The organism is Desulfuromusa kysingii, assembly GCF_900107645.1.
Classification (GTDB): domain Bacteria; phylum Desulfobacterota; class Desulfuromonadia; order Desulfuromonadales; family Geopsychrobacteraceae; genus Desulfuromusa; species Desulfuromusa kysingii.
In genome coordinates this window covers 51,702-64,927 of the sequence record NZ_FNQN01000013.1, presented here as the reverse complement: position 1 = coordinate 64,927, position 13,226 = coordinate 51,702, and the positions used below count along the sequence as shown (strand labels likewise).

Annotated in this window: 10 protein-coding genes and 1 pseudogene; 9 read left to right on the top strand and 2 right to left on the bottom strand. The window is 52.5% G+C overall.

What is annotated here, in order from left to right; all coding sequences use genetic code 11:
- Positions 1 to 3: 3 nt before the first annotated feature.
- Both msrB and BLU87_RS16240 read right to left on the bottom strand, forming a co-directional pair.
- Positions 4 to 438: pseudogene (gene msrB / locus BLU87_RS16245) on the bottom strand (peptide-methionine (R)-S-oxide reductase MsrB); the annotation flags it as partial.
- 394 nt (positions 439 to 832) lie between these two features.
- Positions 833 to 1,507: a carbonic anhydrase gene (locus tag BLU87_RS16240; RefSeq protein WP_092350775.1), complete on the bottom strand. Its 675-nt coding sequence runs from the start codon at positions 1,505 to 1,507 to the stop codon at positions 833 to 835.
- 324 nt (positions 1,508 to 1,831) lie between these two features.
- Between BLU87_RS16240 and BLU87_RS16235 the strand changes: the two genes are divergently transcribed.
- From BLU87_RS16235 to aroC, 9 genes are all read left to right on the top strand, one after another.
- On the top strand, positions 1,832 to 2,509 hold the full coding sequence (locus BLU87_RS16235) for a PTS sugar transporter subunit IIA (RefSeq protein WP_092350773.1): 678 nt from the start codon (positions 1,832 to 1,834) through the stop codon (positions 2,507 to 2,509).
- Between the two features lie 43 nt (positions 2,510 to 2,552).
- Positions 2,553 to 4,541 (top strand): proton-conducting transporter transmembrane domain-containing protein, encoded by a 1,989-nt coding sequence (locus BLU87_RS16230; protein ID WP_092350771.1) that lies wholly within the window; start codon positions 2,553 to 2,555, stop codon positions 4,539 to 4,541.
- 4 nt (positions 4,542 to 4,545) lie between these two features.
- Complete coding sequence (locus tag BLU87_RS16225; protein WP_092350769.1) at positions 4,546 to 6,513, top strand: proton-conducting transporter transmembrane domain-containing protein; 1,968 nt, start codon at positions 4,546 to 4,548, stop codon at positions 6,511 to 6,513.
- Positions 6,514 to 6,530: 17 nt separating this feature from the next.
- Positions 6,531 to 7,442: an NADH-quinone oxidoreductase subunit H gene (locus BLU87_RS16220; protein WP_175498437.1), complete on the top strand. Its 912-nt coding sequence runs from the start codon at positions 6,531 to 6,533 to the stop codon at positions 7,440 to 7,442.
- 55 nt (positions 7,443 to 7,497) lie between these two features.
- Complete coding sequence (locus BLU87_RS16215; protein WP_092350765.1) at positions 7,498 to 8,136, top strand: hydrogenase; 639 nt, start codon at positions 7,498 to 7,500, stop codon at positions 8,134 to 8,136.
- A 4-nt stretch (positions 8,137 to 8,140) separates the two neighbouring features.
- Entirely contained in the window at positions 8,141 to 9,565 is a 1,425-nt protein-coding gene (locus tag BLU87_RS16210; protein WP_092350763.1) for a proton-conducting transporter transmembrane domain-containing protein, read from the top strand.
- On the top strand, positions 9,562 to 11,082 hold the full coding sequence (locus tag BLU87_RS16205; protein ID WP_092350761.1) for a hydrogenase large subunit: 1,521 nt from the start codon (positions 9,562 to 9,564) through the stop codon (positions 11,080 to 11,082). The genes BLU87_RS16210 and BLU87_RS16205 overlap by 4 nt, the downstream gene beginning before the upstream one ends.
- 12 nt (positions 11,083 to 11,094) lie before the next feature.
- The gene (locus BLU87_RS16200) at positions 11,095 to 11,847 is read left to right on the top strand and encodes an NADH-quinone oxidoreductase subunit B family protein (RefSeq protein WP_092350759.1); all 753 of its coding nucleotides are present in this window, start codon (positions 11,095 to 11,097) and stop codon (positions 11,845 to 11,847) included.
- A 154-nt stretch (positions 11,848 to 12,001) separates the two neighbouring features.
- Positions 12,002 to 13,081: a chorismate synthase gene (gene aroC / locus BLU87_RS16195; RefSeq protein WP_092350757.1), complete on the top strand. Its 1,080-nt coding sequence runs from the start codon at positions 12,002 to 12,004 to the stop codon at positions 13,079 to 13,081.
- Positions 13,082 to 13,226 lie beyond the last annotated feature (145 nt).

Sequence of the window (13,226 nt, the reverse complement as noted above, 5' to 3'; positions counted from 1 at the left end):
CGATTATTTGAACAACGACATGTATTCGCCATAGCCTTCTTTTTCCAGATCGGCCAGCGGGATGAAGCGCAATGACGCAGAGTTCATGCAATAGCGCAGACCGGTTGGTTCGGGACCGTCACCAAAGACGTGACCGAGATGGGAGTCCGCGTGTTTGCTACGGACTTCGGTGCGGACTGAAAAGAGGCTGCGATCTTCCTTGTTGACAATGTTCTCCGGCACCAGAGGTTTGGTGAAACTTGGCCATCCGGTCCCTGATTCATACTTGTCTATAGAACTGAAGAGTGGTTCACCAGAGACAACATCAACATAGATCCCTGCTTCATGATTGTTCCAATAGGTGTTGTCAAAAGCCCGTTCCGTCCCTTCATTCTGGGTGACCTCATATTGTAGGGGAGTCAGTTGCTGCCGTAGTTCTGCATCGCTTGGTACGCTGTACATCGGTTTTTTAGCCATGGTCTGATCCTTCATCATTTCATCAGAATGCATCGTTTGTGATCCGTCTTTGTGCATCTCCATTTTATCCATCTCTTTGCTGTGTAATGCAGATAAGCCGAGGAACATCAGCGCTAGACTCAGAAGCGTAATTTTGAAAATTTTCATTTGATCCTCCATTGATTCTTTCCGTGCCTGGAAGCTACGGATGGGTTGGTTGTCCTTGATTGCATGATAACAAACCCGTGTAACAACAGTTTAACGTGTGTATAAAGATTGGGTAAAGATCTGGAAAGAAATTTTGTGGTGAAAAGCTGACAGCAAGGGCGGTGCACTACGCGACTGCAGACGGCGGAAAATTGTACTGAGCGATGTAATTTCTATTGGGAAAAGTGTTTTACCCTTCTTTTTCCGTTTGGTGCTTGCTTGGAGAGTAGCGTTTGACGAGGATTTCGAATTCGCCGGTCAGTTGGTTGTAATATTTAAGTTGACCGGTGCTGATATTATAGTACCAGCCGTGGAGGCTTAGTTTTCCTTTGGAGACCCGGTCTTTGATCCAGGGAAAGGTCATCAGGTTTTTCAGTGATACCAGGATAGCTTCTCGTTCACAGCACTGTGCTTGCTTGGCTGGAGTTGCGTCTGGCATCGTTTGCAAGACTTTGTCCCGGGCTGAAGCTGCAATGCTGACCCACTTGCCAATGAACTCACCAGCTTTTTCTCCATCAGCCGTTCCCATTAGGGCTTCAATCCCGCCACATTCTGAATGTCCAAGGATAATGATATCGGAGACTTCAAGGTAGCAAACTGCATACTCTAGAGAGGAGCTGACACCATGGTAGTCATCATTCTTCAAGTAAGGGGGGACCAGATTAGCGATATTTCTGAGGATAAAGAGATCGCCAAGGTCACAGTCCATTAATACCGCTGGATCGACTCTGGAGTCACAACAACCGATCAGCAGGGCCTGAGGCGTTTGTCCCTTGACCAGAGACGTGGCCAGTTCCTTGTTTTCACCGAAGTGCTGTTGTTGAAAATTTTCGATTCCAGATAAGAACTTAGTGACGTCTGCCATCGCTATTAAATCTCCTTGGTCTGATATTCAGAATTTTAACACAGGTGGTGGTGGAAGCAATGCTGCAAATGTTCTCTCTTCTGTCCGCTTGAGTGCAGATAGACGCATGAGGACTTTTTGCACTCAATCCATGGAGATTCGTAGAACCCTCAGGTGTTGCAAGGAAACTGACACTGGGGCTTCGAAGTGACACCGTTGCTTTGGTGCTGATAGCGAAGGATTAAAATCCAAATGCGTGGTGGTTTTGAACTTGACAACACCAATCTCACAGGAGCATTGTCCACCATTGTCCATATAAGGGCTGATTTGTCATAAGGTGAGCAGATGAACTTATCGGTTAATGATGCAGCGCAATTGTTGTCTGTGTCGCAGAAATCAATCTATCGCTGGATCAAGCAAGGGACTCTCCCCGCTTACAAGATCAGTGGTTGTTACCGTTTTAGCCGGACCGAACTTCTTGAGTGGGCAACCTCGCAAAGGAGAGGGGAACTGGTTAATGTGTCTCTGCCGCAGGACACAGAACTGTTGCCGTTGCCAAGTATCAGTTCTGCACTGGAGAGCGGTGGGGTCTTTTACCGGATTGAAGGGCGCACCCGCGAGGAGGTGCTGACAGATGCTGTCAACCATCTGCGGTTGACCGAAGATGTCGATCGCGGTGCTCTGTTGGAGTTTCTGCGGGCTCGGGAAGAGCTGGCATCAACCGCTATTGGTCATGGAGTTGCGATTCCTCATCCACGTAATCCCAACTTGCTGAATGCACAACGAGCTAAGATTACCCTCTGTTTTCTTGATCAACCAGTCGATTTCTTCTCTTTCGACGGACAGTTGGTCAAAGTTTTACTTCTGGTGATTGCCCCCGACCTGCGTTCGCATCTGCACCTCATCTCCCGTCTAGGATTTGTCCTTCAAGACCCTGAGTTCCGGAAAACCTTGGACAATGAAGAGAATCGGGAGAAAATCTTTGCCGCGTTGGCAAAAGCTGAAGGGAAACTTAAGGCGTGATACCGACTATTGGACTTTTAGCCGCAGGAATTGAAGTGCAACGATGAACCTTTTTGTTATCACGTTAATGATCCTCTTGGGCGGCAGCTTACTGGTGCTCCTGACGCGTAACTCTTCTTTAGCCACAAGGATGGGGACTTTGACCACTTTGCTGGCGACGACGTTGAGCGGCTATCTGGCGCTGCACGTCCTTATTTCAGGACAAAGTTTGGCGATTTCCCTGCCGTGGACTGTTCCCGGCGGTGAGTTTAATTTATTACTTGATCCTCTGGCGGCTTTTTTTGTTCTGCCGATTTCGGTGCTTTCACTGCTGTGCGCCCTTTATGCCGGGCCGTATATGGCTGATGAGGGGCGGACTCGTTATCTGTCTGGACACTGGTTTTTTTTCAACCTGATGGTGCTCGCCATGTTGCTGGTAGTGACAGCGGCCAATGCCGTCCTGTTTCTGGCGGCCTGGGAATGTATGACCATCACTTCATTTTTTCTGGTGGCCTGGAATCATCAACAGGAAGAGGTGCGCAAAGCTGCCTGGCTCTATATGTTGGCTGCTCATCTGGGGATGATGTTGTTGCTGGCCCTGTTTGTTTACTCCGGGAGCTACAGTCACAGTTTTAACTTCAGTGACTTTGGAGCATTGCAGCAGTTGTCGCCCGCTAGCGCTTCACTGCTCTACCTGCTGGCGTTGTTTGGATTTGGGGTCAAAGCTGGACTTTTTCCGGTTCATATCTGGTTGCCTGATGCCCATCCGGTCGCACCAAGTCATGTCTCCGCGTTGATGTCGGGGGTGTTGATCAAGACCGGAATTTATGGAATCCTGAGGGTTCTCAGCTTTTTACCGACTGCGCCTGCATGGTGGGGTTGGTTGCTGGCATTGCTCGGTGCGGCAGGCGCTCTCTACGGTATCTCGCTAGCGGCGCAACAACGTGACATCAAACGTTGTCTGGCCTATTCGACGGTGGAGAATATCGGGATTATCTTGCTTGGACTTGGTTTCGGTATGGTGGCCACGGCTGAGGGTTATCCGCAGATTGCCCTGTTGGCTTACGCCGGAGGATTATTGCACCTCTGGAACCACGCCCTGTTTAAAGGGGTGATGTTTCTTGGTGCCGGTGCCGTGATGCATGCGACCGGAACCAGGGACATGAACCTGATGGGTGGGCTGCTGCGGCGTATGCCGATCGCCGGTCTCTTCTGGATTGGTGGGAGCCTGGCGATCGGAGCTCTGCCACCCTTTAACGGATTTATCAGCGAGTGGTTGATTTATATCAGTCTGGTTGATGCCGGAACCCTGCTCAACGGCCTCAATGCGCTACTACCGTTGCTGTTGTTTGGGCTGCTGGGGATCGTCGGAGCGCTGGCGCTAGTCACCTTTTCACGCTTGATCGGGATCAGCCTTTTGGGTCAACCCCGTTCAACCGTGGCCGAACAGGCCCACGAGGCGGCTCCGCTGATGTTAGTCAGTATGGGGCTCTTGTTAGCTTGTTGTCTGTTCATTGGTCTCTATCCACAGGGAGTTCTGTCCCTTTTGATCTTGCCTTTAGGACAAATCGCCGGGCAAATGGTTGGTGACGAGCTGACCACCGCGCTGACTCCGCTCGGCCACGGTGGTGTGTTGCTGTTATTGACGGTAGGTCTGCTGTCCGGCGGCTTGTTGCTCCTACGTCGTCAGCGACCAGAGCAGCAAGGGGCGACTTGGGGGTGCGGGTTCCAGTTTCCGAGTCCACGGATCGCCTATACCGGGGAAGGTTATTCGGAAATGGCCTTTCGTCACCTGCTGCCAAAATTTATGCGACCTGTGGTCACCGGCGGTAAAGTCGCCGGGTTGTTTCCCGCGCCAATCAGCTTGGCGCAACATTCAACTGATCCGGTCCTGTACCAGATCCTGACTCCGCTGTTTACCGCGATTGCCACACGCTGCCAACGATTGCGTTGGTTGCAGCAGGGGCGACTGCCGATCTATCTGCTCTATATCTTAATCGCCAGCACCGTCCTGATGGTTTGGAGTCTCTGGGCTGGCTCTCGTGGAGGGTGATAATATGATGTGGCTCGTCTGTGGGATTTTTCTGATCACATTCGCCGGGGTTCCGGGGCTTTTCTGTGCGCGAGAGGGCCGGGGAGCTGAACGACTCGCATGCTTCCTGACTTTGATCGGGACTGCATCCGGCCTGGCCGGGGTTACGCGGGCATTGCTGTCTGATGGTGAAATGATCTTCGATCTGCCGTGGTCTCTTCCCGGTGGCCGCCTGTCCCTGTGTCTTGATCCGCTCGCCGCCATTTTTATTTTGCCCTTGTTGCTGGTCGTTGCCTGTGGCTCGATCTACGGATTGCGCTATTGGCCACAGCGGGAACACCCTGAAAACGGGCGTAAACTGAGATTGTTTTATGGGCTGATCAGTGGCGCAATGATTCTGTTGTTGATCGCGAGCAACAGCATCCTGTTCCTGATGGCTTGGGAAGTGATGGCGTTGTCGGGATATTTTCTCATCACCACAGAGGATCACAAAGAGGATGTGCGTCGCGCCGGGTTTATTTATCTGATTGCCACGCACACAGGAACCTTGGCCCTGTTCGCGACCTTTGCACTGCTCAGCCAGATTTCCGGATCGTTGATGTTCCCTGCGGCAGGGAGTTTGCCGATCGCGGGAAGCGGTCTGGTGTTTCTCCTTGGACTGTTTGGTTTTGGCATGAAGGCCGGTTTGATTCCGTTGCACATCTGGCTTCCCGGCGCTCATGCTGCGGCTCCCAGTCATGCTTCTGCGTTGCTTTCCGGGGTGATGATCAAGACCGGTATTTATGGTTTGGTGCGGTTGACGTCAATGTTCGCAGAAATCCCACATTGGTGGGGCTGGACTATCCTGGTGTTGGGGGGGATTTCTGGAATCATGGGGGTGGCGTTGGCGTTGGCTCAGCATGATATCAAGAGATTACTGGCTTACCACAGCGTCGAAAACATCGGCATTATCGCCCTTGGTCTGGGGCTTGCGCTGCTCGGACGGAGTTATCATCTGCCAGAGTTGGTCGCCCTTGGTCTCGCTGGTTGTCTGCTCCATGTTGCTAACCATGGGTTGTTCAAGTCGCTCCTGTTTTTAAGTGCTGGATCTGTGATCCATGCCGTTGGTAGCCGTGAGATTGATCACTATGGCGGATTGTTGAAACGTCAACCTTGGACTGGAGCCTTGTTCCTTGGCGGTGCTGTCGCTATTAGCGGACTGCCACCCTTTAATGGCTTTATCAGTGAATGGCTTATCTATTTGGGGGCTTTCTTGCCCTTGAGGCAACCCTCCTCAATGTTGGAACTAGCTGTTTTTGCCGCTCCGGCACTGGCTCTGATCGGTGGTTTGGCGTTGGCCTGTTTCGTGAAAGTCTTTGGCATTGCTTTTCTGGGTGAGCCGCGTACTGCAGCGGCTACGCAAGCCCATGAGTCACCTGTATCGATGCTGGTTCCGATGTTCTTGTTGCTGCTAGCCTGCATCTGGATCGGTTTGTTGCCAAGTACCCTGATTCCGTTGTTAAGTCAAGCGGTTGTCCATTGGTCGGTAGCAAGTGGCGTCGCTGTGACGACGCAGGCTCTGACCCCGCTCAATTGGGTCAGCTATGTGAGTTGGCTGTTGTTGTTGCTGATCGCGGTTTTCAGTTTGTGGCTTTACGTCCGCAGTCGGAAATCCCCTCGCACGATCAATACCTGGGGGTGCGGCTATCAGTTTCTGCAACCACGGATTCAATATACCTCCAGCTCTTTTGCTGATTCACTGGTCGGTTTGTTCCACTTTGGACTCTTGAGTGAACGACATGGGGGGAAGGTGACTGGGCTGTTCCCGGAAAAGATTGAGTTCTCCAGTCATACGCCCGATCTGGTTTTAGATCGGCTGTTAATACCGTTATTCCACGCTGTTGCTGGACTCTTCAGGTTCATAAGGACCAGCGTTCAGAATGGGATACTGGCTCTGTACTTGCTCTATGTTGCCTTGGCAGTTTTTACCCTGCTGGCATTTTTTACGTTTTGAAAGGGGAACCTGCCATGTTGGCCAATCTGGTTCTGCATCTGTTCATTTTGCTCTTGTTCGCCCCGCTGCTACTGGGGATCATTACCAAGACCAAAGCTTGGTTCGCTGGCCGTGTCGGCGCCCCGTTGTTGCAGACTTATTACGACTTGAATCGCTTATGGCGTAAAGGTTTTGTCTTCAGCCGGACGACAACCTGGGTGTTTCTGCTCGGCCCGGTTGTCGGTCTGGCGGTTCCGTTGCTGGCTGCGCTGATGATCCCTTTTGGCGCTCTGCCAGCCCCGGTTTCCTTTGAGGGGGACCTGATTCTTTTCGTTTATCTCTTCGGCCTGTCACGCTTCTTCACTGCGGCGGCTGCTCTGGATACCGGATCGAGCTTTGAGGGGATGGGTGCGGCGCGTGAAGTGACCTTCTCCTGTTTAGCAGAGCCGACCTTATTGTTTGTCCTGTTGGTCCTTGCGCGGCTGTCGGGTGGTCTCTCGATGAATACTTTGTTGGGAGAGCATCTGCTGGCATCCTGGCGCAGTGAAGCAGGGGCTTCTTTGACTCTGATTCTGGTGTGTTTGTTCGTGGTGCTGTTGCTGGAGTGTTCGAGGATCCCGTTTGACGATCCAACCACGCACCTTGAACTGACCATGATCCACGAAGTGATGGTGCTTGACCATAGCGGACCGGCTTTCGGCATGATTCTTTATGGTGCAGCCCTGAAGATGATGGTTCTCGGTGCACTGTTGGTCCGGTTGGCGATCCCGTGGGATACGGGTTGGTGGTTGACCAATAGCTTGATTTTCCTGGCGGGATTAAGTGTGCTGGCAGTCCTTATCGGCGTGATTGAGTCGGCTATGGCACGTTTGAAACTCCCTCGGGTACCACAGGTGCTGGTCGGAACTTCGCTGCTGTCAATTTTTGCTCTGGTTCTGGTTTTACGTTGAAGGATGAAATAAAAAACGCTCGGTTTTTATCGAGTCATTTGTTGGAGAGAAAACCATTATGGAAATAACCAACCCGCTGCTGTTGACGGTGATTTTGATCAATTTTTTCACCCTCGGCAGTGCCCGACTCGGAGCCTGTATCCGTATTGTTGCGCTCCAGGGGGCACTGTTGGCGCTGTTGCCTCTCGCGGTTCACGGCTTCTCCTTGCACTCACTCGTGTTGTTTTCCGGAGCGCTGCTCTTCAAGGGGGTATTTATCCCTTTGTTGCTGTTGCGGGCGATCCGTGAGGTGCGGATTCGGCGTGAGGTGGAACCGGTTATCGGCTTCGTTCCAACATTGATCCTTGGGGTTCTCATGACCGCTGGAGCCTTCTTGTTTGCCGATTTTCTGCCCCTGGCTGTGGAGCACTTAGATAGTTTATTTGTTCCCACCGCGCTGGCAACCATGTTTTCCGGTTTTCTGCTGCTGATCACCCGGCGCAAAGCGATTACCCAGGTGCTTGGTTATCTGATGTTGGAAAATGGCATTTTTATTTTTGGGGTGTTGCTCAGCGAGGCGCTGCCATTAATGGTCGAAGGGGGGGTGTTGCTTGACCTGTTGGTCGGCGTCTTTGTTATGGGAATCGTTATGAACCAGATCAACCGTGAATTTTCGTCAATTAATACCGAAAGTCTGACCGCTCTCAAGGAATAAGGTAATGCTCGAATTTATAATTATTTTTCCGCTGGTTGTCGCGGTCATCAGTTTGCTGATTCCAAATTACCAGACCCGCTCCTGGCTCCTTCCGGTCAGTGGGGGACTGCATTTTCTATGCAGCGTCTGGCTCGCTGTTGAGCAACGTCCTCTGCGGGGTATCTGGCTCGGCCTCGATGCCCTGTCGACGCTGGTGCTGGTGGTGACCAGTCTGTTGTTTTTTGGTTGCGCTCTGTACGCTGTCGGTTATCTGGATATCCGTCGTGATCGCGGCAATAAAATCATGGTCCCCTGCTTATTGATCTTTCTCAGTGCGATGACGCTGGCGATTGCCGCCCGCCACTTGGGGATGATGTGGATGGCGGTTGAAGCAACCACGATCTCCAGTGCGCCGTTGATCTACTATAACCGCAACAAACTGTCGATCGAAGCGACCTGGAAGTATCTGTTGATCTGCTCCGTGGGGATCGCCCTAGCGATGCTGGGATTGCTCTTTGTGGCCTATGCTGCACTAGGGAGTGGTTCTCCGGCGAGTCTGCAACTGGATGAACTGTTACAAATGGCGGGATCCTTGAGCAAACCGTGGCTCCATGGTGGCTTCGTGTTTCTGTTGGTTGGTTTTGGTACCAAGATGGGGCTCGCCCCACTGCACAGTTGGAAACCTGACGCCTACGGTGAGGCCCCTGGACTGGTTGGCGCTTTATTAGCCGGTGGTTTAACCAGCGTCGCTTTTCTCGCGATTCTACGTGGTGTCCAGTTGATGAGCGCTGCTGGTGACGGAGCCATGGCACGGCAGGCGCTTCTTGGTATGGGATTGCTGTCGCTGTGTCTGGCCGCTATCTTTATGGTTCGGCAACCGGATATCAAGCGGCTGTTGGCTTATTCATCGGTCGAACATATGGGCCTGCTGGCCATCGGCGTTGGCATTGGTGGCTTAGCGACATTTGGGGCGATGTTGCATCTGATCAACAATGCTCTGACCAAAGGGAGTCTGTTCTTGGCGGCAGGGAATATCCAACGTGCCTATTCAAGTAAGCGATTGACTGAGGTGCGTGGCGTAATTTCTGCGCTCCCGGTCTCTGGATCTCTCTTTCTCGCTGGATTTCTGGCGATTACCGGTTCACCACCGTTCGGCCCGTTTATGAGTGAGTTTACTATTCTGCGGGGTATCTTCGCAAATCATCATCTGCTTGTTGGCCTGTTTGTGCTGCTGTTTCTGGCGTTGGTCTTCATCGGTATGGGGTCGACGGTGTTAGCGGCAACGCAAGGGAAAGCAGAAGCAAAAACCAGTGGTTTCCGTGATCGTTTGTTGCTCTGTATCTCGCCGACGGTTTTTATCCTGCTGGTGTTGGTGCTGGGGGTCTATATCCCAGAACCGTTACAGCAGGCGTTGCAAAATGCCGCGGCACTGTTGGAGGTGCAACCATGAACCGCGCCAAGCTGATCTCCTTTCATCATGGGGCCTGTGTGCCCCTAACTGAGTTGCCATGCCTTGACTTTCCCACTTTTCGTGAATCGCTGCTGGAGGAGGTTGCAGGTGATGCCCGGATAGCCAGTTTCTTTGGCCATCCTGATGCTGATGGTGTCAATCTGTATGCTGTTCTCGCCCACGATTGGCAGGGCAAGCTGGCATTATTACACACCCGAGTGCAAAACAGTTTTCCTTCATTGACGCCGGAATGTCCGCAGTTGCACCTGTTCGAGCGGGAATTGGCGGAACAGTATGGGTTGCGTCCGGAAGGGCACCCGTGGTTGAAACCGGTGCGTTTTCATCAAAACTGGATCGCTGCGGCTGATATCTGGGGGCGGGACCCTGATCTCCATCCCATCCCCGGTGATATGGACTTCTACCAGGTTGCAGGGGAAGAGGTTCATGAAGTAGCTGTCGGTCCGGTCCATGCTGGAGTGATTGAACCGGGTCACTTTCGGTTTCAATGTCATGGTGAAAAGGTGATGAATCTGGAGATCTCGCTTGGCTTTCAGCATCGCGGGATTGAACAGATGCTCATCGGCGGGCCACATCCTGCGAGCATCTATCAACTGGAGGCTGCGGCTGGTGATACCAGTATCGGCCATACCATTGCTTACAGTCAGGTGCTGGAAAGTCTCTCAACCGTTGAACCTTCTCCCCGCGCTTACGCCGTGCGCGCCATTGCGCTGGAGTTAGAGCGTTTAGCCAATCATGTCGGTGATATTGGTGCGATGACCGGTGATGTGGGTTATTTACCGACATCTTCCTTCTGTGGTCGCTTACGTGGCGATTACCTCAACCTTATGGCAGACCTTTGTGGCAGCCGTTTCGGGCGCGGGTTAGTACGACCCGGTGGGGTCCAGTTTGACCTCAACCCCGAGCTTGTTGATAAGTTATTACAGCGCCTCTCTGTGTTAGAAACGGAAACACGTGGTGCGATTGAGCTCAGTTTCGACAGCCCATCAGTCTTGGCCCGTTTTGAGGGGACCGGAGTGTTGTCCATCGATGCTGCGGAAGAGCTAGGTCTGGTCGGTGTTGTCGCCCGCGCGAGTGGATTAATGCGGGATGCTCGACTGCACCATCCGTTAGGGGGGAGACAGAAGCTTTTTGATGCGCCAATCATTGAAACAGATGGCGATGTCTTCGCGCGGGGAAATGTCCGCCGTCGTGAAATTTACGCATCGCATAGGATGATTCGAGAGGCTCTCCAGTCTTTACAGTCCGGGGAAAATCGTATCCCCCTCGGGCCCCTGGCACCTGACAGTCTGGCGGTTTCACTCTGTGAAGGTTGGCGGGGTGAAGTTGTTCATGTTGGTCTCACTGATGGGCAAGGACAGCTAGCCCGGTACAAAATTGTCGACCCCTCTTTCCATAACTGGGCGGGGATGACGATGGTCCTACGGGGCGAACAAATTTCTGATTTTCCGTTATGTAACAAGAGTTTTAACCTCTCCTACTGTGGTTTTGACCTCTAAGGAGCCATTATTATGCTGCATATTTTAAGCGAACGCCTACGTCAGGGACACCGGACCGGGAAATTTCCGCAACAGGAACCGACTCTGTCTGAGAGGTTTCGCGGCTTGCCGCAAATCACCCCGAATCTGGATCAGCAACAGCAGTCAGCTGCCGTTGCCAGTTGTCCCTTTGCCGCAGTGCAGAGCGTTGCGGGTCAATTGCAGATTGATGTGGGGCGCTGCCTGTTCTGCGCCGATTGCCCAGTGGCCGAGCTAGGGGCTTTGGAATTCAGTCATGACTATCGTCTTGCAACCCGCAGCCGTGACGATTTGCTGTTAGGCGATGAGACTTACCGTCTGGCAGAAAAACTCAACAAGCGGATGCTTAAATTGTTCGGCCGTTCGTTGAAGTTACGCCAGCTATCAGCTGGGGGGTGTAATGCCTGCGAGGCCGATCTGAACGTGTTGGGAACGCTGGTGTTTGATCTTGGTCGCTTCGGCATCCAATTTGTCGCTTCGCCGCGCCATGCTGACGGTATTATGGTGACGGGTCCGGTGACAGAGAACATGCGGAGCGCGTTGCTGGACACCTATGCAGCGATTCCGGAACCGAAACTGGTTATTGCCTCAGGGGCCTGCGCCATCGGCGGTGGTCCTTTTCGTGACAGCCCCGAGACCAACAATGGCATCGGTGATCTGCTGCCGGTTGATCTTTATATCCCCGGCTGTCCTCCCCACCCGTACACCGCCCTCGATGGATTATTGCGCCTCCTCAACCGACGCTAGAAGATCCCCTTTCAGGACGCTGTAAACATGGAGTCACTTTGTGGCGATGACGGTAGCGGACAAAATAGCCCTGCAGGCTATTTTCTGTTATGCTCTTGACTCCTTTAAGGGTTATATCTTCTTTCCGTTTTAGCGATGCTCAGTAGAGGTCAGTATGTCGAGTAGTTTTGGTCGTATTTTCAGAATCAGTACCTTTGGTGAATCTCATTGTCCGGCAGTCGGGGTGGTTGTTGATGGGGTTCCACCACGGATGTCTTTAACCGAAGCCGATATTCAGTTGCAACTTGACCGGCGCAGACCCGGTGGAAACAAGCTCGGCACCGAGCGGGATGAGGCAGATCAGGTCAAAATCCTCTCTGGGGTTGAGAACGGTTTGACCCTTGGGACTCCCATCGGCATGATGGTGAACAACAAGGATCAACGCCCCGGTGATTATGGCTCCATGAGTCAGATTCCTCGCCCATCCCATGCCGATTACACCTATCAGATGAAATATGGCATTCACGCCTCCAGTGGTGGTGGCCGTTCCAGTGCCCGGGAAACAATCGGTCGGGTTGCGGCTGGTGCGATTGCTGAGAAATATCTGCTGCAGGAATATGGCATTGAAATCGTTGCCTGGGTCAGTTCTGTCGGCGATCACGACAGCACCGCTGTCGACATGGAGACGATAACCCGGGCGCAGGTTGATGCCAACGAGATCCGTTGTCCCGACCCTCAAGCTGCTGCAAAGATGGTTGCAGAGATCACGGCATCCCGTGAAGCGAAAGATTCTGTTGGTGGGGTTGTCAGTTGTGTCTGTCGTAATCTTCCTGCTGGACTTGGGGAGCCGGTCTTTGATCGTCTGGAAGCTAAACTGGCTCATGCGATGCTCTCCTTGCCTGCAACTAAGGGGTTTGAAATCGGTTCCGGTTTTGCCGGCGCCCGCATGCATGGTTCAGCTCACAACGATCCCTTCGTTAAAAAAGGGGATCGATTGGGGACAACAACAAATTATAGTGGTGGTGTTCAGGGGGGGATTTCAAATGGCGAATCGGTCTACTTCCGGATCGCGTTCAAGCCTCCGGCGACCATCGGCCAGGCCCAACAGACGGTTGACTATGCTGGTACAGAAACAACTCTAGAGGCGAAAGGTCGTCATGATCCCTGCGTGGTGCCACGCGCTGTCCCTATTGTTGAAACCATGACCGCTCTGGTTCTGGCCGATCTGGTGATGCTGCAAAAAATCCGCGGGTAAGATTGTGCTTGCAATAATTTTACCGGAGAGATGAGGGGAGCGCAGAGGCCGCAGGGAATACCCTTATTTTTGTCTGAACACTTAATTTGTTGTTTTTTCCTCTCACCGCCTTTCCGTTGAGTTGTATTGTTATCCATGTTTCTTG